The organism is Methanofollis liminatans DSM 4140 (genome assembly GCF_000275865.1).
Taxonomy (GTDB): Archaea; Halobacteriota; Methanomicrobia; order Methanomicrobiales; family Methanofollaceae; genus Methanofollis; species Methanofollis liminatans.
The window spans coordinates 827,706-853,190 of sequence record NZ_CM001555.1 but is presented as its reverse complement, the minus strand read 5'-3'; the positions used below and the strand labels follow the sequence as shown (position 1 = coordinate 853,190).

Genomic DNA, 25,485 nt, shown 5'->3' with positions numbered 1-25,485 from the left:
GGGGAGTGTGACGATGAGTCAGGCGGGTGTACGGGGGCGCGAGAGGCGCCTCTTTCTGACCGGGCTTGTTGCACTCCTCATCAGCACGGGCGTCGCCATCGTTGCAGGCTCGTATCTCTCCTCTATCAGTGACCTCCTCACCCTGATTCCCGGGCTGATGGTGCTCGTCCCGCCGACGATCAACATGCGGGGGAGCATCTCAGGAGTGCTTGCGTCCAGACTCTCCTCTTCCATGCACCTCGGCGAATTTTCCGGCACCTTCGAGCAGGGCGGGGTGCTGGCCGGAAACCTCCACGCCTCCTTACTCCTCACCATCGCCACCGCAGCGGCCCTTGGGGTCATCGCCCCGCTCCTGAGCGCAGCAACAGGTCTCCCGGTGATCGGTGCCGGCGACCTGGTGCTCATCTCCCTTGTGGCAGGAATCCTGTCAGGGCTGATCCTGATGGGGTTCACCGTCCTGATCTCGGTTCTCTCCTACCGGCGGGGCGTCGATCTGGACATGATCGCTGCCCCGGCCGTGACGACCCTTGGCGACCTGGTCACCATCCCGGTGCTTGCCATGACGGCGGTCGCGGTCCTCGCCCTCCCTCCTTCGGTCAGGGTGGGGCTCTTCGGCATCGCCATTGTCCTTGCAGGGGCGATGAGCATATACGCGTGGGTCGCGGGGGGACGGGGACGGGGCATTGTGCAGGAGGTTCTTCCTCTTCTGATCCCCCTCTGCGTCCTCGGGGCCTTCGCCGGCATCGCCTACTCGACGTCTCTCGACCGGCTCGTCAGTCTTGGTGCTCTCCTCATCCTGATACCACCGTTTGCCGGGATCTGCGGTTCTATCGGAGGGATTCTCTGCTCGCGCCTGGGTACCGGCATGCACCTCGGCATCATCACCCCGGCAATCGCACCGCAGGGGAGCGTGACCGTACACTTCGCACAGGCCTATCTCTTCACCCTGCTCCTCATGCCCCTGATGGCCGCCCTTGCCCATCTCGCCGCTCTCGTCCTCGACGTGTCGTCTCCAGGACTCCTGGCGATGGTCACGATCGCCACTGCCGCCGGCCTCGGCGTAATAACAATGGTCAACGGCATTGCCTACCTGACGGCGACGCTCTCATTTCGCTACGGTTTTGACCCGGACAACTTCGGCATCCCGGTGATCACCTCGGCGATCGACCTCCTCGGCGCCGTGGCGCTCATCACCGTCATTGAGATCGTCCTCTGAAAAAACACCGATACGCAAACGACGGAAGATATCAGGCTTAATGAGATCCACGCTATCCTTCCCCACAGGCACCCACCGGGAAAATTTGTGAAGAATGCGTGCTCGCACCCATATTTATTCCCGGACTTTAACTCAGAATTTGATATTAAAACCACATAGCTCGGATTTTAATATTTATCTAAATTTTTATACATGCCACCCTTTATACCAATACCATTTCCTGAAAAATCAAACATTTATCTGACCTATCGGCAAATAAAATGAGTAAAAACAATTATATACAATTATGAATATCACACATGAAATATATTCTAACGATAAAATTGCCAGATAGACGACATTTCACAAGCATACGGGGGGATGCATCTTTGTTTAAGGATTCAGTCAGATATGAGGAGGGCCAATGACCGCTATGGCCTCAGGGGTCTCGGAGGTTGTATCGGCGAAATCAACGACGAAAACTCTGCCGTTCACCCCCGCTGTTGAGGAACCAGATTACCGCGGAAAACGGGTCGCCGTGGTGGTGCCGGCATATAACGAGGAGGACCTGATCGGCGACACTATGGGTTCGATCCCCGGGTATGTGGCGCGGGTGTACGTTGTCAACGACGGTTCTCAGGACCGGACCGGGGCGATCATCGACGCATATGCCAGGTACGACGCCAGAGTCGTCCCGATCCACCACCGCCCGAACCGGGGCGTGGGAGCGGCGATCACCTCGGGATACCTGCAGGCCGTCGAGGACGGCATGGACGTCGTGGCGGTGATGGCCGGGGACAACCAGATGGACCCCGCCCATCTACCCTCCCTCCTCGACCCGATCGTTGAGGGGAAGGCCGATTATACGAAAGGAAACCGTCTGGTCAGCGACGCCTACCGGAAGGGGATGCCGGGGTGGCGGAGTTTCGGCAACTCCGTCCTCACCTTCCTCACCAAAATCGCCTCGGGCTACTGGCAGATGATGGACCCGCAGAACGGATACACGGCGATCTCGGGGAAGGCCCTCTCCGAGCTCCCTCTCACCGAGGTCTACCAGGGATATGGTTACTGCAACAATCTTCTCGTATGGTTAAACATCCACAACATGACCGTCAGGGATGTGGCAATTCCCGCCCGTTACGGCCGGGAGAAGTCGAAGATCCGCTACTCCACCTACATCCCGCGGGTCTCGAACCTCCTCCTCGGCAACTTCCTCCTGCGGCTTCGGACAAAGTACGTCCAGATGAGTTTCCACCCGCTGGTCTTTTTTTACGCGGCCGGCGCGGTGCTCACGCCGCTGGGGGTTCTGGGCGGCCTGATCACGTTGTGGGAGAAGTTCGTGATGGGCTATAACGTGCTGTTCATGCACGGGGGGATCTCGTTCCTGATGTTTATCTTCGGGATGCAGTTCCTGTTCTTTGCGATGTTCTTTGATATGCAGGCGGAATTGAACGGGAAAAAAGCAGCATAGCTGGGGGAAAAAGTGCTGAGATTATCGATAATGCTCCTGAAAGGATGGAGGTGCTACGAACATGAAGATCCTTATTGACATAGGTCATCCGGCCCACGTGCATTTCTTTAAAAATTTTATCAGAGAAATGACGAAAAAGGGGCACAATATCCAGATTACTGCCAGAAACAAAGAGATGTCACTGGAGTTATTATCGAAGTACGATATCAAATACACTTCAATTGGTGAGCAAAAGCGGGGGACATTCAATCTGATGAAAGAATGGATAAAAAGAGATTTTCAAATATTCAATATTGCACGAAGATCAGATCCCGACATCCTGGTGGGTATCGGCAATCCTGCAATTGCACATGTAGCAAAAGTATTAGGAAAAAAATCCATTGTCTTTACAGATACCGAGCACGCAGCATTTGCAAACGGCATCACGTTCCCTTTTGCGGACAGCGTCTGCACCCCATCCTGTTTTAAAAAGGATATCGGAAAAAAGCAGATCCGCTACGACGGCTACCACGAACTCGCCTACCTCCACCCGAACTATTTTAAGCCTGATCCAGCAATTCTGGACGATCTGGGGCTGAGCCCTGACGAGAAGATCATTGTTGTCCGCTTCGTCTCCTGGAATGCAAGCCATGACGTCGGCCATCACGGCGTCAGGGATAGGATAGGGCTGGTAAAGGAGCTGGAGAGGTATGGACGCGTCCTGATCACCTCAGAAGAGGGGCTGCCCGAAGCGTTGAGCCAGTACCGTATCCGGGTTTCACCTGAGAGGCTGCACGACCTGCTCTATTATGCGACGCTCTATGTGGGTGAAGGAGCGACCACCGCATCAGAGTGTGCGGTCCTGGGCACCCACGCCATCTATGTGAACACGCTCGGGCTGGGATATATCACCGAGGAAGAGAAGAAGTATCACCTGATCACCGATTTTTCTTCCCGGCCCTGTACCGACGGGGCCGTGCTTGCCGAGGCGAAAAAACTGCTGGAGAACACCAACCTGAGAAAGGAGGGGAAACAAAAGGGAGAGGCCCTGGTGCGGGAAAAATGCGATGTGACCGCATTTATGGTCTGGTTTATCGAGAATTATCCCAGGAGTTTTAAGGAGATGAGGGAGCACCCCGCAGTGCAGTATTCCTGTGCTTCGATCCCTGGGGGCGCATTATGAGGAATGCTGTTGCACATGCAGACTCTCCTGCCAGTTATCCATTCTCCCACGCCACCACAGGATCGCACCGCTTCATTGAGATCTCTGGAGAGATCAAAGCGCTCACGAAGATGCACATCGTCAGCCTCACCGAATGGGGTCTCCAGCAGGTCAGCAAGCACCTCTACAGGGCGAAGATAACCCTCATGGGCCTTAACTACAAGAAGAACATCAACGATCCCGGGGAATCGCCCGTGATCAAGATCGTCGAGGGGGTGCTTTCCGGGGCGGAGTGTGCGCCCTCCCTCGTGAACCATGACCTGTTCCAGTGGATCTCCGTGGAAACGGTGAAGGGGCGCATGGCCTCGTCGGTGGTCGTGGACGGGGAGAATCTGCTCACAGGCGGTGAAGAGATTGTGTACCTGGGGATTGGGAAAAGGTTGGTCTGAGTATCGATGAGCGGTATGCTAAACACTAAGAGTAACTCTTTGGAGAGCCTGAAGAATAAGACTCTCCTGATCCTCACCCCCTCCTACGCCAATGAAGACGAGTCTTTTATCGCTGAGATGTTTGTCAAGCATCAGATTGCTGAGATAAAACAATACTTCAAAAAGATCATTGTAATTGCGCCGGTGCTCCGTTCCTTTGGCTACCTTAAGAAAGACAGACTCTGCAAGGACTATACCTATGATAATGTGGAGGTCTACTATCCACGATGTATCTATATCCCCACCTTCCGGATGAGCAGGATCCTGATCGATAACCGGCTGAGGGGGGCGGAGAGGTGCATCGAAGATCACCGCCTCAACTTCGATCTCATCCATGCCCATTTCACCTGGCCCTCCGGTTATATCGGTGTCAGGCTGAAGGAGAAATATGGAAAGCCGGTGATCACCACCATACACGAGAACGGCAACTGGTTTGACCAGGAGTTAGAGATGAACCACGCCCTCATCAATACTGCCTGGTCGGGCGCCAATGCCCTTATCAGGGTAAACAGAAAGGACATTCCTGTTCTGCAACGCCACAACACATGCGTCTATACGATTCCCAACGGATTTTCCCCGGCGTTTCACCCTCTTGACACGGCAGTTGCAAGGGAGCGGCTCGGCCTGCCTGGAGGCCCCAAGATCATCTTCACGCTGGGAAATCTGATCAAAAGGAAGGGATTTAATTACCTGATCGGTGCGATGCAACAGGTCTGTGACCATCGGGATGATGTGTTCTGCTTTATTGGTGGGGCAGGACCGGAGAGAGAGAGGCTACAGGGGCAGATCGACCGGTTGCACCTTGGAGAGCGGGTGAAACTGCTCGGGTCTGTGCCAGGTGACACCCTACCACTCTGGATGAATGCCTGTGATATTTTTGTCCTGCCAAGTCTCTCGGAAAGTTTCGGTGTTGTTCAGATCGAAGCTCTGGCCTGTGGCAAGCCTGTTGTTTCAGCACGAAATAGGGGAAGTGAGGAGATCATCACCTCAGATGCATATGGCCTGCTCGTCGAACCCTCCAACTCTGGTGATCTGGCGGATAAGATCCTCGTAGCGCTGAACCATGAGTGGGACCGGGAAGTGATCGTACGGTATGCGGATAGGTACACGTGGGAGAATATAGCAAAGGAGATTATCGACGTGTATGTGAGATCCGGGGCTGTTTGAAAAGAATCAGAAACTTCAAGGGGACGATTTTATCGCCCTATTCTTGCTCCATAAATGATCCGCAGAGCCAGAGTGAATTCAGGATCTCAGTCACAATTATATAGCAGTATAGTATTTCACATGTTTGATGAGGTATCACCACTCCTGAAGTCGATTAAAATGGTAGCCAATTTTTGCTTTGGTCATAGAGCAGGGATTTAGATTTACCTTCCCTTCAGCCCCCCCGGTTCAGTGATAAAATATGAAAACACGACACAAAGGCATGTCAGAGTATATCAGAGGGCTTAAACTGGATATCATCACCTGTATTCTGGGGTTAGGAGGCGGAGCCTTCATTATGGGCCTGTACCTGAAATCCCCTACAGTCCATCTACTAACCCTTGGTGGAGCGCTATTTTTCGCCTCTCTGGCATATTTGATATTATCCAGAATAAATGACACCCGGAGAGAGGACATCCATATATGTAAGGACAAATCTACAAAGAATGTACTCGAAGCTGCTTTTCTGATTCTTTTTGCCATAAGTTTAGTGACGTATCATGCTTCTGAAAACCGAACGATTTTCTATTTTATTTCGATCTCTCTCTGCACGGGGATAGTGGCGTTATTATGCGCAGGGGTAACAAAAAAAAGAGATGTTATTATCCAGATTGTAAATATCATCGTACTGTCGTTGAATATTAAGCTCGCAAAATTTTATTTCTTCGGGGGTTCTGGTGTCGATTACTGGATCCATTTGAAAATGAACGAGATGTTATCGCAGCTTGGTAACATCGGAGTTCTCTCCGGTAAAGAACAGTTTTTTCCGATAATGCATATCGATGTTGCACTAACTCAGATCATGTTGAACCTGCCGGTAAAAGGTGCATCAATGATCTCTATTATCCTTCCTCTTGTAATTTCATCAATCTGTGTCTACTTTATTGGAAGAGAGTTGTTTGGCGAAAAGATAGGACTTTTAGGGATGCTCATCGTCAATATCAGTGATTACCAGAATTGGTGGGGATTCGCCCCTCAAACGACCAGTTATGGAGCGATCATATTTTTTTTCTCGGTATTTGCAATATATAAACTTACAAATCTGAAAAATAAAAAAAATTGGCTGGCAACTGCAGGGATACTGATGTTTGCGATGATTATAGCGCATGCAATATCCTCATTTATATTATTCACGGCACTTGTCGGTTTAATCACCGGTTCGTTCCTTTATACCATAATTTTCTCTGAAAAAGGGAAATTTTTCTTCCCGGCGTTGATGATGATATATGCTATAGGCCTTATGCAGCACTGGTTCATCGCGGAGTATCGTGCAGACGGACCCCCGTTCTTTGACCAGATCGTTGCAACGCTCAGCACCTATGTTACAGAACATGCAGGTTTTTTAAACAGGCCTGAGGCCGCTCCAGAATATGCGGCCCTGCTCCCACCCCTGTCTGAAAGCCTGGTCAATAACCTCGGCCTGGCGCTCCTGATATTCCTGGCAGTGATCGGGGCACTCTACTGGTTATCCTTCGATTTCAGATCAAGGACGACATTCTCAATCTTAGTCTGCACGACACTGCTTCTGGGGATAACCTTCGTTTTCCCCCTCTTTGGAATACGAAATATTATTCCTCACCGCTGGTTCGTCTTCGAATACCTCTTTTTAGCGATCATGGCTGCATTTGCCATAATTCATATCTCCATGCTCATGAGCAGAAAGCAGCAGATATGTGTAATATTTGTGGTTTTCACCTGCCTATCGTTCTTTATGCTAACGGCGACTTCGAGTAATTTAGCAAACCTGGACAGTCCACTCTGGCTAAAAGAATCAACAATCTCGACAACATACACAATTCAAGAGATGAAGGGCGCAGAAACAATATCTTGCCATTCGGAGAGAGTATTTAGTGATCTGAGATATGGCGTCAGTATTATTGGCGTCTATTATGGGCACAAGCATGATCCCTTCGATTCAATGGATCTGTCGGATCGTTCTGGCAGCGTGTTTATATGGAGAAGATATATGGAGAATAGACCGATTCGAATGTTTACACAGGTGGAAGGATACTACAAACAGGTTGAGAGCAATGTTATACCGGGACCAGAATATTTAAAGGAACTCGAAAAAATGCAGAGAGTGTATGAGAACGACGATGTTTCTGGATATTACATTAGCTGATGCGATTGTCCTGAGATCTGCATAATCTCTGGCCGACACTTTCACGTGCGAATAATTTTCCTTTTGATGTAGGAGAGCGTTTTTGCGTGCTTGCGTATGAGACGCATCCCACATCGGGGAATATATGATAAAACCTGAAGTTTGTATCTGGTCCAGGTGTAGCGAGGTGATTTCACCGATGACAGTTCAGATCGCGCCCTCGCACCATGGCCCGAATAGATATTGCGTGATATAACAACAAGTCGAGACAGATCGCAGTACTCCAGCAGATCTTCTGCATCTCCACGCCTCAAAAGTTCATCTCCAGGGATCGTAGAAAGATATTGAAGAAATGGATCCTCGAGATATTCGGTGATCCCGACGGAGTTATTTGCAGAGTACTGGTTATAAACAGAGCAGACGTCCGGGCTGTAGGCCACAGGATACCGAAGTGCAATTTTCCCCCACAATGCGCCATCTTCATTCCATTTTACATCAAGAGGATAACCTCCCACGTCCAGAAGGACATTTTTTGGAGCAGCAAACGAGGATGAATTAAACAGGGGGGATCCAGCATGAACGAGTGCACCAAAATACGATGACAGGACTCTCTCTCCTTCCTCTCTCATAGAGGCCCTCTGCACGATTGAGGCAGGGAAATGGACCTCATATGCTGTACCATAGAGACCGGCATCAGGATAGTGTTCCCTCAGAGAGATTATCGTCTCCAGAAACCCCGGCATCCACGCATCATCTGCATCCAGAAATGCTACCAGCTCAGCCCGGGCAGTTTCAATCCCCGTGTTCCTCGCTGCCGAAACCCCCCTGTTCACCTGCCGGATCAACCGGATCCGTGAGTCGTCAAACCCCCTGACAATCTCTGCACCCTCGTCGGTGGAGCCATCGTCCACCACGATCACCTCAAAGTCCTGGAATGTCTGGTTGAGGATAGAGTCCAGGGCACGGGAGATATAAGGCCCTTTGTTGTAGAGAGGTATAACAACAGATATCACCGGAGTATCTGCCATGTCGAGTCCTGTCACCACATATTAATAATATTATATATTATTATTAATATTATTATTACTCTGGATCCTGAGAGGGAGATCAGAGTAGTGCACACCCCAGATATGCGTTGGTGATCCGGTCAGAACCCAACTGAAACAGAGACCGGGATTCGTTGAACTGCCACGCGCCTGTTGGGCGCGGCTCCCTGCTTCGTCCTCCCTCCTCTGAGGTGGGTCCACAGGCCCAGCGGCGATGGTAGCTCCTCGTCATCCGGCCAACATTCAACGATTCTACCACAACGGCCAGGTTCCCGCTCACACCTTGAAGGATGAATGTGTGCAGGAGATCGATCCTCTCATGGCACGAGGATGAGGGGCACTCTCAGGCACAGAGATTTAACCACCCTCATTCAGATTACCTTGAAGGCCCTGATATAATTGAAGATACCGTGCCTGTACGCTTTCAAATGAAAATTTTGTATGCAAATTAAACGCCCTTTCCATCATACCTTTTACCAGATCGGGCCTGCTGATCAACTCCCGTACTCCAAGAATAATATTTTCATCCGGTGCAGATTTATCATACATCAACGAGCATGAAGCAAGATCATCTGAATAGTAGCAATCTGCTCTGATTACGGGGATCACTCCGCAGGCAAGATATTCAAAGATTTTATTGGGCGAGCATTTAACCCAGTACAGGGCATCAGGCCGCAATAAGAAAAAACCGATATGTGCGCCCTGAGTTATCGAAGCGACATCAGATCTGGGGGTGTATCCCAGATACTGGAAACGACCCGGATACTCTTGAGAGAGTCGGTTAAAATGCATTAATAATAATTCATTATTTGTATGGCCTCCCATGAAGAACCTCACATTCTGAAAATGGCTGAGGGTGTCCTCTGCTATTCTCATGATGAGATCAATATCCCTATCCAGTTCATTTCCTAAAGAGCCAAAATAGACCAGATCTGTAACAGAACCTGCTTCATAGCAGGAAATCTTTGATGTAATGACTTCTGAAGAATAATCATTCGAATTTGAAAAATTTGGAACAGCGGTCACGATAGCATTCGGGAAAAATTCTCTGCACCTGGTCACATAGTCATCTGATATGGTAACAACACCATCTACAGAGCGAGAAGCCATTTTTTCAAAAGATCGATGCACCTGAGTGATTTTTCTCCCCAAAATCGGGATGGGCATATCATATTTCTCATATGCTTCGTGCCGGTCATACACAATTTTTGCCTCTTCAAACCGCTTTTTTAACTTTTTTGCTGCCGGGAGAAGACAGGGATCATGAACATGTATGATGGTAAAGAGATCGAGATTCATCCCCATCGTCTGCAGCATATGAAAAATATCATTCGTTATGCTGGAGGAGAGGAGGTAGCTGTTGTGGCGCAGCGTTCTGAGCATTCCTTTCTGATCAGGAGAGAGGTTTTTTCTGTAACCTGATTCTCCAGCTCTTGAAAAAGCCCCTTCTTCAAGATCCTTATAGTGGCGATTGATGTTGATGCTATACACGTTAAAACCCTCATCCAGCAGATACCTGATATGCCGTTTTATCCGGCTGTCCTCTGGAGGGTGGATGTCTAAAAGAAGAATATTCATAATCGATTATATATTTAAACCAATTATAATACTATTGGGCCACTCCAATATTTCAGCAAACTACGTTACACCTCAGATATCCTGTAAAGATAGAGTATCCCGCAATCATTTGAGATAAAAAAAATTATATGGAAACAAGATCGTCCACATCCAGATGAAAATCGATGAGAGAGCATACTTCCGGCACATTGAGGGGCCTATGAGCCAAGAGTAAATGACAGGCAAACAGCACGAACGAGGAGTAACCAATTTCTTTTCCCATCTCATTCCAATCGTGAAGAGAAACACATATGCCACCCGAGCAATCGTGTTTATTTTGAATAATCCACTCTACAAAGGAGCACTCATTCTCGGCAGCGGCACCGCGGTTGCCCAGGTGATCGGCATCATCTCAATGCCGATCATCACGCGCCTCTACACACCATCTGATCTGGGAATTCTTGCAGTTTACTCTTCATTATTGGCAATTTTCGGGATCGGCGCCACTCTCCGGTACGAATTTGCCTATACATTGCCAAAAGAAGATGAAGATGCAGTAAATCTCTTTGGCTTGTGCTTGATGCTCCTCTGCCTTACAACAGCAGGTTTTGCGCTCACTCTCCTTTTTGGAAAAGAACTTTTAATCTATATTTTTGATATAGGTCCTATCGAGCAGTATATCTGGTTTCTTCTTGCAGGTTTCTTTGGAATGGGGCTCTATAACATCTTGAATTACTGGGCTATCCGGCGGAGGGATTACAAGAGGATCACCTATACAAAGATTAACCAAGGTGCCGGAGGTTCGACCTGCAAAATCTTCCTCGGCATTCTCTCTTTTGGAACTACAGGGCTGATAATCGGCCATATCGTCTCTCAGATCGCTGGAATTGGTACACTTGCTCGCGTCATGTGGAGGAAGGAACAGGAGAGCCTCAAAACAATATCCCTTAACGGTATGATCAATGTTGCAAAAACGTACAAAAGTTTTCCTGTATTTAATTTCCCAGCCTCCATTATCAACACCATGTCATTGCAACTCCCACCACTTATGCTGCTGGCCCTCTATGACTCACAGGTTGTAGGGTTCTATGCACTTGCCCATATACTGGTGGTGCTACCTGGCAATGTCATATCTGGATCAATGGGGCAGGCGTACCTTGGTGAAGCGTCAAAGATGGTGCGGGAGAAATCGCGGGAGCTTCGGACACTCTACATACAGACGCTTCGACATCTTACAGTGGTTGGTATTCCTCTGATAGGTGTCCCGGCATTATGTGCTCCTTTTGTTGTTCCTATTATATTTGGAGAGGCATGGACAGAAGTAGGGTGGTATTGCTGGCCGCTGGCGTTGATGGTTATAGCGGCGTTTGTTTGCTCTCCGACATCATTTTTGCATATATATGGGTATAACAACTGGAAGCTCATCTTCGATATTACTCGTACGTTAGCGGTAATTATCGGGTTTTACATGTGCAAAGTGCTTGGAGCGGATGTTTTAACAACGCTTATTGCCTATTCACTGATTATCGTTATAATGTATATTATTATGATTGGACTAAACTTAAAAGCAATATCTAACTTTACATCGTCAATTAATACAAACATTTAAAGATTTATTGGAATGAACACCGTTTAAAAGATATTTACCTTAGAATAACCCTTCCAAAACGCTTGATCTTCTCTTTCAGGTGCCGAAGAATATTTCCCTGTAACTCTTTCTTTTTCAATATAATTTTTCTGAGATACTCTTCCCTATCTGGAGTCAGATACAGATCACGCGTATATATTAATCTTTCATTTAATTCCCCTTGCATTTTAATTTTGTTTTCCACAGAGGCATATGGAATATTATTGAAATCATCATCCGGGTATGGGAACAACCATTTATGCTCACGGAAAATATCACGGGCATTATAGAATTTCGTTTTATGCCTTCCATCAACGGTCTGACCACGGAGAATGTCTTCCGGCGATAGTTCTTCGAGTATAACTGCTCCATCTTTAGCAGCAGATTCCAGGATTTTTTTTCCCTTCGTTGTTCTGGCAATAACAACCGTATACCCTTCAGGATTTTGTTTATGAGAAATACCCCATGGATCCCCGCATACAATATCACAGAATATGTTCATCTGGTCGTAACAGACCATACAGCGATGCAGTTCATAGACCTGCTTTAAGCTATGCCGTCTTTCCTTTGGAAGCCAATAATCGCCACTAGGAGTTTTGACATGAACATCGCCAGGCCAGCCAACACGTTTATCCCTGAACCGGAATTCCGATATTTTTTCGCCATCACATCCACTTTGCTCAATTAAATCATCAATCATATCCCCGCTGTACTGGCCTGCACAAACCAGACCAATGGTATATGTCGGTAAATTGATATTTGGATATTTTTCCCGAATCAATTGAAGACTTTCAGCCTGGCACCCCAGAACAACGGCTGCGGATTTTTTGTCAGAATGTTCAAGAATTGTTTTAACAACAGATGACTGGGCATAATATGATCCACTTGCCTCAATTATCTCAGACATTGATGATGCAAAAACTGCTTGAGGTCTTTTTGTTTCCGGATTTAGATTGTTTACTATTGCACCTTCAATTTCTTTTTGTTCGAAAAGATAGCAGAGCAATGCTGTTACAATTCCACCACTCTGTGATCTTTGTCTGATGATATTATCACTTGCACACCCCACATATCCTGCAAGACATACCCCATGAAAAATGTCATCTGTCTCAATTGAAGGTTTGTTTTCTGGATTACTTGGACATATTTTCGCACACTTCCCGCAATCGATACACAATTTGGTGTTAATAACTGCAGCAAGATATCCGGCAGTGTTTGTAACAATTTCAATTGCATTTGATGGACAGATACCGGCACATGCCCCGCAGGCAGTGCAAAGTGCATTGCTTGAGATGTTGGAGATGTTATTTATTATCATACATCACCGTTTTTTTGGAACAGTCTTTTTCCGGTTTCAAGAACCACTTTTCTCACTTCAGGATATTTGGCGACAATTATACTTTTAGATTTATCTCTGCTTTCCCAGAATGAATTAAAGGTTGAAATCAGTTTTTCTGAAGTACATTCGTCAGCTGATATCCCCCATTCATCCTGACCATACCAGTGGAGAAGTTCTTCATATTTGTAGTGCCATCCAACAACAAGGGTTGGAACTCCAGAAGACAAAGCAGCAACACATGAATGATATCTGCTTGCAATAAGGACCTCACAGGATGCGATGATGTTTTTTAATTGTTTACTAGACATATGGGCCGAATCGATGATTTCAACAGGAATATCTTCTTTTTTTAATATATCTTGAATTTTCCTTGACACGACAATATCATCCATATCAGATAACGGCTGAATTTCATTGGGAATTAAAACAATCGGCATTCCAGATGTCTGAGAAATATGTCTGCATAAATTTACTATACATTCAATATACCCTGTTTCTCCTTTCCATTGCCGGATTATCTGGTGACTGGTAGAGATTCCTACTTTTTTCTCACCAGATATTTTATCCTTTGAGAATGTCATCATATTTGCAATATCTGGCGATAAAATAATCTCTTTTTTTACTTTTGCATCATAAATGAGAGCATCACGACTTTTCGTCTCTCTTGCAGACACCACATCGAACAGATATTTACAGGCAAACGCTGCAGACTTCTGGTTTAATTTCTTTTTCATTGGTCCAAAACTACAGGTGTTCTTAACTGTTTTTTTATGAAAAAGTTTTGCAATGGCTAAAATCCTGAATGCATAGAGAGTATTTAAAAAAAACTTCAAATAACTAAACTTCTGAGCGTTTAAATTATCAGAAAAACAAATTCCATACAAATCTACAATAATATCCGAAGATTTTAGATCTTGGATAAATTCTTTTATTTCCTTGTTTCTCAGAAGAGAAAAACTAAAATTTTTAAATGAGAGTGGTACAGTTCGTACTTTAAAGTTAAAATCTCGTGACGCGTAGCCGTCGAATGGAGTTATCTGATAATAAATTAATTCATAATCGTTACCATAGAGTTCCGCCAGGACTTCCTGAAGACCATGTAATATCGATGGACCCCCAAAATTCTCTTCAATTTGTACACCTGTTGCTAATATTTTTACCATGCTGATCTCTTCAACCCCCCGTTTGTGCAGCAGTAAGGAATTTTTTTAATCCATGATTTTGGTTGGCTGTTACAGATTCACCGTACTCTTCCCGGCAGGTGAAGAAAATCTCAGCATTCTGCCGGAGAATGTTATACATCTGCATCGTACATCCCATGAGATCATTGAACGGCAAAACTCCGGTGCGCCTGGATCTGCAACGTCCTGCCCCTTAAGAATATGAAAGATCCTCTGAGATCATATGGTCAGGAAAACGATGGACCCTATTATCCACTATATTTGCCCCCCTATATTCTTCCATGTACGACGGGGATCCGGTGGACAATTGATACCCGAATGGGCGATACAACAGGTGAGCATACCTCCATTAATACACAGAGAATAATGTTCATTTTATATTAATCTGGTGAGGGGGGGCAGGCATCGGTTAGACACCGACCGGACACGGACAACAGGAAAATCCGCCAGAGTCTCTCCTGCCTTGAAGAGATCCAGCACTAATCTAGAAAAAAACGCCAGAAGAGCCACACCCACCATAATAAAAAAATGTATCCTTAACAATCGTCTTCACCCATCAATCGACAGGCATATCTCCATCCCCCCTCCACTATTCACCCATTCCCATGCGCTACATCGTCACCGGCGGAGCCGGATTCATCGGCTCCCATATCGCCGAGGTGCTCTCAGGAGAGCACGAGGTCGTCGTCATCGACGACCTCTCGTCCGGGCACTGCGAGAACCTCACGGGCATCGACTGCGAGTTCGTCGAAGGGAGCATCACCGACCTCCCCCTCCTGCAGGAGACCTTCGCCGGAGCCGACGGCGTCTTCCACCAGGCAGCGATCGCCTCGGTGCCGCGATCGGTCGAAGACCCCCTTGCAACGCACGCGGTAAACCTGACCGGCACCCTCAACGTCCTCATCGCAGCGAGGGACTGCGGCGTGCGAAAGGTCGTGATGGCCTCGTCCGCCGCAGTCTACGGCGAAAACCCCGAACTCCCGAAGAGGGAGGAGATGGCGCCCGACCTCCTCTCGCCCTACGCCGCCCAGAAACTCTCGGACGAGCATTACGCCGCCGTCTTTTCGAGGCTTTACGGACTTTCGACCGTCTGCCTCCGCTACTTCAACGTCTTCGGCCCCAGACAGGACCCCTCCTCGCCTTACTCGGGCGTGATCTCGATCTTCGCCTCCCGGATCCTGAACGGGGATCCGATCGCCATCCACGGCGATGGCGGCCAGACCAGGGACTTCGTCTATGTCAGGGACGTCGTGCAGGCGAACCTGCGTGCGATGGCCTCAGACGCAGAAGGGGTCTTCAACATCGCCCGCGGCGAGCAGACCGACCTGAACACCCTTGCCAGGAGCATGATGCAGGCGGCCGGACAGGAGGTGGCGATACGCTACGGCCCGCCAAGGGGCGGCGACATCCGTCACTCGCTTGCCGAGATCTCGCGAGCTCGCGAGGTGCTCGGCTGGAGGCCGGAATTTACAATCCAGGAAGGCCTCGCAGAAACGATGCGCTGGATCGAAGAAGGGGCGGAGAACCCCCGCAGTGCCTGAGCAGGAACAGCACTTTTTTTCACGGAAGAAGGAGCGGTGCAAGCCTGCAAAAAAGATGTCTCCTCAGAGAGAGGAGACAGGCCCCTCTCGCGGTAGTTTCACGCACACGACATCGAGCACGCCATGGTTCACCGAGACCGAACTCTGCCCGGGATCGATCTCGTCGTCGAGATCGATCGTCACCTGACGCTCGCCCATCGTAACGGTGACAGCCTGAGGCCCGAAGGCCACCGACGCCCGCCCCTCGCAGGCCGGCGGCACCCGGGCCGTGATATAGACGCACCGTTCGCTCTCGGTCAGTTCGTACGAGAAATCCGGGCCGGCATCGTCCTGTCCGGGGGCGCGGCCAGGAGAACCGCCTGAGGCGATGATCGTGCACCCGATGATCCTGGGCGGCTCCCCGTTCTCGCCGAGGACGTCTTCAAGGATCTTCGCGATGCTCCTGAATATCTCGTCATAGGGGTTGTTCGGCATAGGGACCACGCAGCATGTACTGGTTTCCGTTCTGTTCGACGATACCTTTTACCATCAGGTCCTGAAGCATCTGCTCCACGGGCCCGGCCTCAAGGCCGGTGTAATCCTCAAGGTCGCGGAGGGAGAGCGTGCAGTGGGCGAGCGCCAGCACAAGGTCCATCTCGGTCTCGCTGGAGAGCAGGTCCTGGCTGTACCTGACGACCTCGTCCATCCGTGCATCGATATCGCGCTCGATCTCCTCAAGGTTGGCGATCAGGGTATCGCGCGTGCGGAGCATCCGGGCAAGCATCGACAGGGCGGCGAGATACTTCTCCTCACGCGATCCGCCCGGCAAAACAGCCTGAGCCGTGTCCTCCCCGCCATAGCGGATATCGATGCAGATCTCGCGCGTAAGGCTGTAGTATTTCCGCCGGCGGTTGTCATGGAACGAGGAGAGGATCTGCTCCTCCTCCATCATCTGGAGATGTTCGATCACGGCCTTGGGCGAGACCATCAGCTTGTCCGAGATCTCGGTGACAAAGCAGGGCTTCTGCCTGAGAAGATCGATGATACGCCTCCGGTTCCGGTTGCCGAGAATATCAAGGAGACGGGAGGTCTCTCCATCATCAAACATCTTTACTTTATGTTAGTGACACCACTATAAAAAAGAAGAGGATCACCCGGTCAGCCGGTAGTTCGGGGCCTCGTCGGTGATCAGGATATTGTGCGGGTGCGACTCGCCCATACCGGCCGCGGTGATCCGCACGAACCTGCCCTTCGTGCGCAGGTCGTCGATCGTGGCCGAGCCGGTGTAGCCCATCGCCGACTTCAGCCCGCCCACCAGCTGGTAGATCACGTCGGAGACATTCCCGACGTAGGGAATTGCCCCTTCAACGCCTTCAGGGACATACTTCGTCCTCCCGATCCCCTTCTTCTGGAAGTAGCGGTCTGAGGACTCGCCATGGCTCATCACGCCAAGCGAGCCCATGCCGCGGTACTGCTTGTACTTGCGCCCCTGGATCGCGATGATCCGCCCGGGCGCCTCGTCGGTCCCGGCAAAGAGGCTGCCCATCATCACCGCGTTGGCACCGGCGGCGATCGCCTTTGCGATATCGCCCGAGTAACGGACACCGCCGTCGGCGATCACCGGGAGCCCGAGCGGGGCGGCGACGTCGGCGACACTCGCGATCGCCGAGACCTGCGGAACGCCGACGCCGGCGACGATCCGGGTGGTGCAGATCGATCCCGGCCCGATCCCGACCTTGAGCCCGTCGACGGTGTCGGCAAGTTCCATCGCCGCTTCTGAGGTGGCGATGTTGCCGGCGACCACGTCGGCTTTCACGCTCCCCTTGATCTCGCGCACGGCCTTGACCACATGCATATTGTGGCCGTGGGCGCAGTCCACCACCAGGGCGTCGACGCCCGCCTCGTCGAGCATCGTCGCCCGTTCAAAGTCGAAGGGGCCAACGGCGGCGGCGACGCGGAGGCTGCCCTTTGCATCGCGATTGGCGAGGGGGTACGAGCGCTTCTCCAGGATGTCCTGCATCGTGATGATCCCGAGCAGACGGCCGTCGCCGTTCGTGACCGGCAGGCGCTCGACCTTGTTTGCGTACATCGTCTCAAGCGCCGCCTCCGCGGTGACGTCCTCCTGGGCCGTGATCGGAGACTGGGTCATGATCGTGCGGATCGACTCTTTCCCGCGCCGGTGCACGATCGCCCTGATGTCACGGCGAGAAACGATCCCGATGAGTTTTTTATCCTCGATCACCGGGACGCCGCCGATACCGTGCTTGTTCATCAACTCCTCAACCTCGGAGAGAGTGGTCTCGGGGCCGACCGAGAGCACCTCGCGCTCGATCAGGTCTTCGGCGCGCTTCACCCTGATTACCTCGTCCACCGAACGCTCCGGCCGCATGTTCCGGTGAATGACGCCGATGCCGCCGAGACGGGCGATGGCGATCGCCATTCCCGCCTCGGTCACGGTATCCATCGCCGACGAGACGAGCGGGATATTCAGCGGGATGTTCTTTGAGAAGATCGAGTGCACATCGGCATCGTTCGGCTCCACATACGAAGCGGCGGGAACGAGCAGAACGTCGTCGAAGGTGAGAGCCGTCGGGACAGCGAGTTTTTCCGCATACATCATGATCACCTGATCATCGCGAGTGCTTTTTCCACCAGTTCGGGCCTGATGACACAACTCCGGTCGCCGCCGCAGACCATGCCCCTGACCCCGATGATCTCAGGGTCGATGATCTTGAGGGCAGAGAGATCCTCGAACTTCAGCGAACCTGCAAGGGCAGTTGCAAGCCCGAGACTCCGGTTCTCCTCGGTATAGGAGGCGAGGGTGTCGGCGTCCATGAATTCAAAGGTGCTTTTACCGTCTTTCATCCCGGTATCGATCATGGCGATGTCGGCGCCGGCCTCAGCCGCGGCCTCCGCGGCAGCGAAGGGTGATATCGTGCCAAGGCGCTCATAGTCGGAATATGCTGCAATAACAACGGTTTTTTCCGGAAAATCGTCCTTGACCGCCCTCACAACCGCTCTGGCGAGGTCAAAGGCCCGGTCCCTGCCGTCGAACATGAGCCCGACCTTGATGAAATCGGCACCGGCGCAGGCCGCCCCATACGCTGCAAGGGATGCGCAGCCCGGTTTATAGTCAAAATCACCAATAGCAGCACTGACCGGTTTTTCCGCCATCTCCTTGATCGCGCGGATCACCCAGGGAAAGTTGGCCCCAAGCGATCCCTCGGACGGCTTTTTGACATCGATAATGTCTGCGGCGAGTGCGGATCGGGCCTCTTCGATACTGCTAGGGCTGACCAATAATCGCATAGGAATTAATGATCCTTAATCCTAATAGTGATTACGTTGAACACATGGAATGTATCCTTGCAATGGACCTGAAAGACGGCGTTGTCGTCCACGGGGCAAAAGGGAAGCGGGAGACCTATGCCCCGCTCAACTGGGGGCTGGCCGCCTCGGCTGAACCGATGGCATACCTTGCGGACATGCAGCCAGAATACCTCTATATCGCCGATCTCGACCGGATCTGCGGGGTGGGGGACCACGACCGAATCGTGAGAGACCTCGCCGGGATGGTGCGGCGGTGCTATGTGGACCGGGGCTGCCGGTCCCCTGCCGACCTGATGGAGGGCGTGGTCAATGTGATCGGGACCGAGACCGCCGGAGAGGATCTCGCCGGGTATGCGGGCTGCTACCTCTCGGTGGACATCAAGGACGGGCAGGTGATCCCCTCGGGCGAGGCGCCGCTCTCGGTCCTGGAGCGGGCCGAAGATCTGCCCTTTGCCGGCTGCATCCTCCTCCATATCTCCGGCGTCGGGACCGCGTGCGGCCTTCCTGCCGATCTCGAAGACCTCAGGGCCGCATATAGCGGGCGCCTCCTCTGGGGCGGCGGGGTCGCGGGGGTGCGCGACCTCGACACCCTCGAAGGGGCCGGGTTCGACGGCGCCATCGTGGCGACCGGCGTGCACCGCGGGACGATTCCTCTCGAATGGCTGCGGGAGGGGCGGACATGCTCGTGACGATCGAGGGGATCGACGGGAGCGGGAAGAGCACCCTTGTCGAAGGCCTGCATGCCGCCCTCGCCGATCTCGACCCGGTGATCACCCGCGAGCCCGGGGCCACCTGGGTGGGCGAGGCGGTGCGCCGGTCGATCGCCGAGAACACCGACCCGGTCACCGAGTGCCTCCTCTTTGTCGCCGATCATGCCGCCCACCTTGCGCACGTCGTCCGCCCGGCCCTCGCCAGAGGGCAAATCGTCGTCTCTGACCGTTATTCAGACAGCCGCTACGCCTACCAGGGCGTGACCCTGGAGGGCGTCATCCCCGATCCCATCACATGGCTCAGGGCCGTCCATGCCCCCTTCACCCTCGTTCCCGACCTCACCTTCCTCTGCGTCCTGCCGGTTAGTGAGGCGGAAAAACGGCTCAAGGCAAAGAGGGAACATTTCGAGGACGCAGAGGTGCTCGAGCGGGTGCAGAAAAACTATCTCGCCTTCGCCCGGGCCGAGCCCGAACGGTTTGTGCTCGTCGACGCCCTGCTCCCGCAGGAGGACGTCTGCGGGTTTGTGGCTGACGAGATCAGGCGGCGGGCGCAGTAAAACCCGGCCATCAGGGGCGCAGTTCAGACAGGAATAGAATCTATCAGTATACTCTTTTTCGGCTTTGTTGAAACCTTCATACTGAGTTTGATGTCTCTCCTGTAATCGCAGGGAGGGAGCGCGGATCCCCCGCCTTCCCCATACTGCCTGCCGGGGGTTTCAACCCCGACCCCCCATTGCGATGGGCTCCGGGAAGAGCGAACAGGACATCCGGGGAGGGAGAGGGCCGTATCCCCACCTATCCTGAGCGGGGGTCCGGGGGCACCATTCCCCCGGCTCAAGAACGCCAGAATCGGATTTCAAAAGAGCCAACAAATCCTCCCTTTTTACGGCGAACCTAGCCTGCCCCTCACTCCTCATCATAGACGTTCAGGATCTCCTCTTCGGTGTCCAGTTGTTCCTCTTCATCGTACTCCGAAGGAGCGAGCCCGATAACGACCAGGACCGCACCGAGAAGGAAGAGCAGGCCGCCGACGGCCAGGTTCCCCGAAACCGCCCAGACGCCGACACCCACAACCACGCAGGCGATACCGATGAGCAACGCGTCACGAGACATCGCAATCCCTTCTTCCGGCCCTGTCCATGCAGAAGTGTGCCCCTCCCGGAAGATAGAGGTTGCGCGAAAAAAAGTGCGGGGGCGTTTCAGGCCCGCCGCAGGGTGACGGTGACCTCGCCGATCGTGAGGACGTCCACCGCCTCGCCCTCCACCTGGTAGGCGAACTTCGGGGTGAAGGCGTTTTCGGGTACGGCGACCTCGGCGCCGTCCACGATGACCGTCGCCGGCGGGTTCTGGAGCTGGTCGGCCGGCAGGGCTTCGACGGCCTGCATGAAGCCCTTTGCCCCCTTGCGGAGCGCGGGACCGATCACCGCCATGTTGAACTCCACGCCCGCGGGCACCTTTTCAAGCCGCGGCTCCCCGGTCCGCCAGGCGATGGCGGCGTTCAGGGCCCGGGCAACGTCTCCGGCGTCATCGACCTTTTCGGGGGCGTAGATGGCGAGGTTACCGAAGGGGGCGTTCAGGGCAAGCCCGAGGTCGTGCTTGTACCGGCGGAGCTCGGCGGTGAGGGAGACAAGGCGGTCGCCAATACGCTCGGCCTCCTCGTCCTCGCAGGAAAATGCCGGCCAGGGCTGGACGAGCACGCTCCCCTCTCTGAACTGCGCCCAGCACTCCTCGGCGAAGTGCGGCACATAGGGGGCCAGGAGGCGGCAGAGGGCGTCGAGGGTGGTGGTCAGGGCGCGGCAGGCGCTGGCGCGCTCGGCGTCGTCTGAGTAGAGCCGCCCTTTCACGAGCTCGATGTAGTCGTCGGCAAGGATGTTCCTGGTGAAGTCACGGATCGCCCGCAGCCCCTGGTCGAACTGGTAGGTATCGAGGGCGTTCGTCACCTCGGCAACGGTCTCTGAGAGTTTTGCAAGGAGCCAGCGGTCGAGCACGGCGGTGACCGGGCCGTCTTCAACCGGCTCGCGCTCGATCTGGGTGAGCACGAAGCGGACGATATTCCACATCTTCGTCTGGAACCGGGAGGCGGCGACCACGTCGTTCCAGTTGAACATGATGTCCTGGCCGGTGGCCGCCCCCATCGCCCCCCACTGCCTGAAGGCGTCGGCGCCGTACTCGACGACCACGGTCTCCGGGGCGATGATGTTGTTCCGGCTCTTGGACATCTTGAAGCCGTCCTCGCCGAGCACCATGCCGTTGACCAGGATCGAGTCCCACGGTTTCTGGCCGGTGAGGGCGACCGAGCGCAGGATCGTGTAGAAGGCCCAGGTCCTGATGATATCGTGGCCCTGCGGCCGGATCTGCGCCGGGAAGATCGGCGGGGTGCCGCTGCCGTCCCAGCCGGTGATGTTCAGCACCGAGATCGAAGAGTCCATCCAGGTGTCCAGGACGTCGTGCTCGGCCACGAACTCCTCGCAGCCGCACTGCGGACAGGGGCGCTTCGGGCGCTCGGTCGTCGGGTCGACCGGGAGGTCGGCCTCGTCAGGCGTCACGATTGCGCCGCACTGCGCGCAGGACCAGACCGGAATCGGGGTCGCAAAGATCCGCTGGCGGGATATGCACCAGTCCCATTCCATCTGCCCGGCCCAGTTCTCCAGCCTGGTGCGCATGTGCTCGGGGTACCAGGAGACCTGGTGCGCTGCCTCCAGGATCTCGTCGGATTTCACCCTGATGAACCACTGCCGCTCGGAGAGGATCTCGATCGGGGTCTTGCACCGCCAGCAGGTGCCGACGCGCTGCTCGATCGTCTCCTGCCTCCGCAGGATCCCGGCCTTCTCCATATCGGCGAGGATCGCTTCCCGGCACTCCTTCGCGTTCATCCCCTGGTACCGGCCGCAGAGCGCCGTCATCCGCCCTGCCCGGTCGATCGCCTTTCTCAAGGGAAGGTCGTACTCCTTCCACCAGTGGACGTCCTGCTTGTCGCCGAAGGTGCAGATCATCACGGCGCCCGACCCGAAGGAGGGGTCGACGGCCCCGTCCTGCAGCACCGGAACGTCGTGGCCGAAGAGGGGAACCTTCAGGTGTTTCCCGGCGAGGGGACGGTAGCGTTCGTCTTCGGGGTGGACGGCGACGGCGACGCAGGCCGCGAGGAGCTCGGGGCGCGTGGTGGCGATCTCGACGCCGTCGAAGTCGAAGAAGTTGAGCTTCGTCTCCCTGGGCTCGTAGCTGACCTCGGCAAAGGCGATCGCCGTCTCGCAACGGGTGCAGAAGTTCACCGGGTGTTCGCTCTGGTAGATATAGCCCGCATTGAGCATCCGTAAAAAGGAGAGCTGCGTCTTGCGGTAGTATTCAGGGAGCATCGTGATGTACTCGTGGCTCCAGTCGGTCGAGAAGCCGCACCGGCGGAGGGTGGCGCGCATCTTCTCGATATTGCCGATGGTGAGGTCCCGGCACATCTGCCTGAATTCCTCGCGGGAGACGTCGTTTTTCGTGATCCCGTGGATCTCCTCCACCTTGACCTCGGTGGGGAGGCCGTGGCAGTCCCAGCCCTGCGGGAACATGACGTTATAGCCGCACATCCGCTTGTAGCGCGCGATGAAGTCGATATAACACCAGTTGAGGGCGTTGCCGATATGGAAGTTGCCCGTGGGGTAGGGCGGGGGCGTATCGATGACGAACTGCGGTTTTGGAGAAGACGGGTCGAAGTAATTGTCCTCGTCGCGCCAGGTGCGCTGCCACCGGTCCTCCACTTCCCGGAAGTCATAGTTTTTTGGGATTGTATGCGAGGATGACATCTTCATTCCTATTGTATTTTCAAGTTTTTAAAAGAATTATACGCTCCGCAGAATGAAGGGCGGCGGCCGCATCGCACTACAAAGTTCATGTCTGAGAACCCCCTATGATAACACTGAATGATACGGGAAACCGGGCCGGCGCTTGCCACTGTCCTTGCCCTTCTTGGGATCCTGATAGCGCCGCTGATCCAGCCCGCATGGCTCCTGTCCCTCCTGGTGATCCTCTTCTCAGGGGTGCTGCTCCTGATCAAGGGGACAAGATATGCCTCCATATCCATCATCGTCATCGCCGCCCTGTACGGTCTGGGGCTCCTCTCCCTTGCAGTCTTTGCAGCGACGCTTGCGATCGTCGTCATCGGCGAGTTCGCCTTCAGGCTCAGCGGCGATCACGCCCGGTCATATGTCCCGTTCATCCTCACCGCATGCATAACGGCAGTCCTCGCCATGTGGTACGTGGGCGTCTTCTCGCCCCTCACCGTGATCCTGGGGGTGCTGGTCGCCGTCCTCCTCAGGGCCGCCTTGAACGGCAGGGACGACACCCTGATGATCGAGGGGCTCGGGGTGGCGATGGCGATGCAGCTCTTCTACGAGATCGATTACTCGGTCGACCTCGGCATTCTGACGATGGCGGCCGTGATCACCCTCGTCTTCGTCGTCCTCTCCTACCGGTTCAGGGTCGCAGACCTCTCAGGCCTCTTCTCGGCGGCGATCATCGGCATCCTCCTCATCGTCTTTGCAGATGTCAGGTGGTTCCTGATCATGCTCCTGTTCATGATGCTGGGGTCGCTGGCGACGAAGTTTCGGTACCGGGAGAAGGACGCCCTGGGCGTCGCCCAGTCCCACGGCGGGGTGCGCGGCTACTTTAACGTCTTTGCAAACGGGCTGGTGGGAACGGCCGGGGCCGTCCTCTTCGGGATCACCGGGCACCCGGCCTTCATCGCCCTGTTTCTGGGGAGCGTGGCATCGGCGGCTGCCGATACCGTTGCGTCGGAGATCGGCGTCATGGGCGGCGACCCCTACCTGATCACGACCCTCGAACGGGTGCGCCCGGGCACGAACGGCGGGGTGACGGTGCTCGGCGAGGGAGTGGCCCTGGCCGCTGCCGTGGCAATCTCCCTCGCGGCATGGGCGCTCGGGGTCGTCGGTCCAGACGTCGCCATCATCGGCATTCTTGCCGGGTTTTTCGGGACGAACGTGGACAGCCTCGTCGGGGCGACCCTGGAGAATAAGGGCGTCTTCGGGAATGCCGGGACAAACCTCGTCGCCACCCTTGCCGGCGGGATCTTCGCGCTGGTGCTGGCGCTGCTCGTCTGAGCGCAGTCGCAGGGATGATAGAAAATCACGATTTTCGGCTCTGTTGAACAGCTCCCCTCCAGCAACGATCGAGATCGCTTGAAGGTGCCCTGGTGAGGGTATGACAGATCTTCCCTTTATCGTGGAACCGGGCTACGAGATGGTCTGGGCGAAGCCATTCGCCCGACCGTTTCCAGGAGCAGATGGGAGCCTTTACGCCTCTGCCGAGGGCCTGCTGCCCATCAGAACTCCGATTGGGGCAGGAACGGGAAAACCACGCCGGCTCGCCGGCCCATCAGTTTTCATCGACAGATGCTCCGCCCCTCCCGTCCCCGCATATTCGGGGCAATCGTATGCAGGGGTCCGGGGGTGCAACCCCGGCGCGGTGTCCGCTCCACTCACAGAACAAGTTCCAAATCTTCGCGCTGAGAGCGTGAGGGTTCCTGAAAATCGAGATGACACCAGCCGGGGGGCTGGCTGCCCCCCGACACA

At 53.6% G+C, this 25,485-nt stretch carries 21 protein-coding genes; 11 read left to right on the top strand and 10 right to left on the bottom strand.

Features of this window, described 5'->3' with window-relative positions; all coding sequences use genetic code 11:
- Positions 1 to 13: 13 nt before the first annotated feature.
- The 6 genes from METLI_RS04265 (at position 14) to METLI_RS04240 (ending at position 7,623) form a co-directional block, all read left to right on the top strand.
- Complete coding sequence (locus METLI_RS04265) at positions 14 to 1,216, top strand: magnesium transporter (protein WP_004038331.1); 1,203 nt, start codon at positions 14 to 16, stop codon at positions 1,214 to 1,216.
- 403 nt (positions 1,217 to 1,619) lie between these two features.
- A complete protein-coding gene (locus METLI_RS04260; protein WP_004038330.1) occupies positions 1,620 to 2,666 on the top strand; it encodes a glycosyltransferase family 2 protein in 1,047 nt (348 codons plus the stop codon).
- Between the two features lie 61 nt (positions 2,667 to 2,727).
- Positions 2,728 to 3,828, top strand: coding sequence for a DUF354 domain-containing protein (locus METLI_RS04255; protein WP_004038329.1), 1,101 nt, complete (start codon positions 2,728 to 2,730; stop codon positions 3,826 to 3,828).
- Positions 3,825 to 4,256: a Rossmann-fold NAD(P)-binding domain-containing protein gene (locus METLI_RS04250; RefSeq protein ID WP_004038328.1), complete on the top strand. Its 432-nt coding sequence runs from the start codon at positions 3,825 to 3,827 to the stop codon at positions 4,254 to 4,256. The genes METLI_RS04255 and METLI_RS04250 overlap by 4 nt, the downstream gene beginning before the upstream one ends.
- A gap of 15 nt (positions 4,257 to 4,271) precedes the next feature.
- The gene (locus METLI_RS04245; RefSeq protein WP_157203212.1) at positions 4,272 to 5,462 is read left to right on the top strand and encodes a glycosyltransferase family 4 protein; all 1,191 of its coding nucleotides are present in this window, start codon (positions 4,272 to 4,274) and stop codon (positions 5,460 to 5,462) included.
- Between the two features lie 262 nt (positions 5,463 to 5,724).
- On the top strand, positions 5,725 to 7,623 hold the full coding sequence (locus METLI_RS04240) for a hypothetical protein (RefSeq protein ID WP_004038326.1): 1,899 nt from the start codon (positions 5,725 to 5,727) through the stop codon (positions 7,621 to 7,623).
- 41 nt (positions 7,624 to 7,664) lie between these two features.
- On the opposite strand, the gene METLI_RS04235 is transcribed toward METLI_RS04240, so the two are convergent.
- Positions 7,665 to 8,630 (bottom strand): glycosyltransferase family 2 protein, encoded by a 966-nt coding sequence (locus METLI_RS04235; RefSeq protein WP_004038325.1) that lies wholly within the window; start codon positions 8,628 to 8,630, stop codon positions 7,665 to 7,667.
- Positions 8,631 to 9,005: 375 nt separating this feature from the next.
- Entirely contained in the window at positions 9,006 to 10,226 is a 1,221-nt protein-coding gene (locus tag METLI_RS04230; protein ID WP_004038324.1) for a glycosyltransferase family protein, read from the bottom strand.
- Between the two features lie 214 nt (positions 10,227 to 10,440).
- Between METLI_RS04230 and METLI_RS04225 the strand changes: the two genes are divergently transcribed.
- Entirely contained in the window at positions 10,441 to 11,814 is a 1,374-nt protein-coding gene (locus tag METLI_RS04225) for a lipopolysaccharide biosynthesis protein (protein ID WP_004038323.1), read from the top strand.
- 34 nt (positions 11,815 to 11,848) lie between these two features.
- On the opposite strand, the gene METLI_RS12740 is transcribed toward METLI_RS04225, so the two are convergent.
- Positions 11,849 to 13,150 (bottom strand): Coenzyme F420 hydrogenase/dehydrogenase, beta subunit C-terminal domain, encoded by a 1,302-nt coding sequence (locus METLI_RS12740; protein WP_004038322.1) that lies wholly within the window; start codon positions 13,148 to 13,150, stop codon positions 11,849 to 11,851.
- Positions 13,147 to 14,334 carry a polysaccharide pyruvyl transferase family protein gene (locus METLI_RS12735; RefSeq protein ID WP_004038321.1) on the bottom strand — a complete coding sequence of 396 codons (1,188 nt, stop codon included), beginning with the start codon at positions 14,332 to 14,334 and terminating at the stop codon, positions 13,147 to 13,149. Before METLI_RS12735 ends, METLI_RS12740 begins: the two co-directional genes overlap by 4 nt.
- A gap of 623 nt (positions 14,335 to 14,957) precedes the next feature.
- On the opposite strand from METLI_RS12735, the gene METLI_RS04210 reads away from it, so the two are divergent.
- Positions 14,958 to 15,893, top strand: coding sequence for an SDR family oxidoreductase (locus METLI_RS04210; RefSeq protein WP_004038320.1), 936 nt, complete (start codon positions 14,958 to 14,960; stop codon positions 15,891 to 15,893).
- Between the two features lie 63 nt (positions 15,894 to 15,956).
- Here METLI_RS04210 and METLI_RS04205 read toward each other — a convergent pair whose 3' ends face one another.
- From METLI_RS04205 to METLI_RS04190, 4 genes are read right to left on the bottom strand one after another with little or no spacing between them, the layout of a single operon-like run.
- A complete protein-coding gene (locus METLI_RS04205) occupies positions 15,957 to 16,367 on the bottom strand; it encodes a CS domain-containing protein (RefSeq protein ID WP_004038319.1) in 411 nt (136 codons plus the stop codon).
- Positions 16,348 to 16,980, bottom strand: a complete 633-nt coding sequence (locus tag METLI_RS04200; RefSeq protein WP_004038318.1) for an ArsR/SmtB family transcription factor — start codon at positions 16,978 to 16,980, stop codon at positions 16,348 to 16,350. The genes METLI_RS04205 and METLI_RS04200 overlap by 20 nt, the downstream gene beginning before the upstream one ends.
- 42 nt (positions 16,981 to 17,022) lie before the next feature.
- Positions 17,023 to 18,489, bottom strand: a complete 1,467-nt coding sequence (gene guaB, locus METLI_RS04195) for an IMP dehydrogenase (protein ID WP_048104057.1) — start codon at positions 18,487 to 18,489, stop codon at positions 17,023 to 17,025.
- Positions 18,490 to 18,494: 5 nt separating this feature from the next.
- Positions 18,495 to 19,181 (bottom strand): (5-formylfuran-3-yl)methyl phosphate synthase, encoded by a 687-nt coding sequence (locus METLI_RS04190; RefSeq protein ID WP_004038316.1) that lies wholly within the window; start codon positions 19,179 to 19,181, stop codon positions 18,495 to 18,497.
- A gap of 44 nt (positions 19,182 to 19,225) precedes the next feature.
- Between METLI_RS04190 and METLI_RS04185 the strand changes: the two genes are divergently transcribed.
- Together METLI_RS04185 and tmk are read left to right on the top strand one after the other, a co-directional pair.
- Positions 19,226 to 19,891 (top strand): HisA/HisF-related TIM barrel protein, encoded by a 666-nt coding sequence (locus METLI_RS04185; RefSeq protein ID WP_004038315.1) that lies wholly within the window; start codon positions 19,226 to 19,228, stop codon positions 19,889 to 19,891.
- The gene (tmk, locus tag METLI_RS04180) at positions 19,882 to 20,469 is read left to right on the top strand and encodes a dTMP kinase (RefSeq protein WP_004038314.1); all 588 of its coding nucleotides are present in this window, start codon (positions 19,882 to 19,884) and stop codon (positions 20,467 to 20,469) included. The genes METLI_RS04185 and tmk overlap by 10 nt, the downstream gene beginning before the upstream one ends.
- Before the next feature lie 349 nt (positions 20,470 to 20,818).
- Here tmk and METLI_RS04175 read toward each other — a convergent pair whose 3' ends face one another.
- Positions 20,819 to 21,025, bottom strand: coding sequence for a hypothetical protein (locus tag METLI_RS04175; RefSeq protein WP_004038313.1), 207 nt, complete (start codon positions 21,023 to 21,025; stop codon positions 20,819 to 20,821).
- An 86-nt stretch (positions 21,026 to 21,111) separates the two neighbouring features.
- Positions 21,112 to 23,700, bottom strand: a complete 2,589-nt coding sequence (locus METLI_RS04170; protein ID WP_004038312.1) for a valine--tRNA ligase — start codon at positions 23,698 to 23,700, stop codon at positions 21,112 to 21,114.
- Between the two features lie 117 nt (positions 23,701 to 23,817).
- On the opposite strand from METLI_RS04170, the gene METLI_RS04165 reads away from it, so the two are divergent.
- Positions 23,818 to 25,014 (top strand): DUF92 domain-containing protein, encoded by a 1,197-nt coding sequence (locus METLI_RS04165; protein WP_004038311.1) that lies wholly within the window; start codon positions 23,818 to 23,820, stop codon positions 25,012 to 25,014.
- The last annotated feature ends 471 nt before the right edge of the window (positions 25,015 to 25,485 follow it).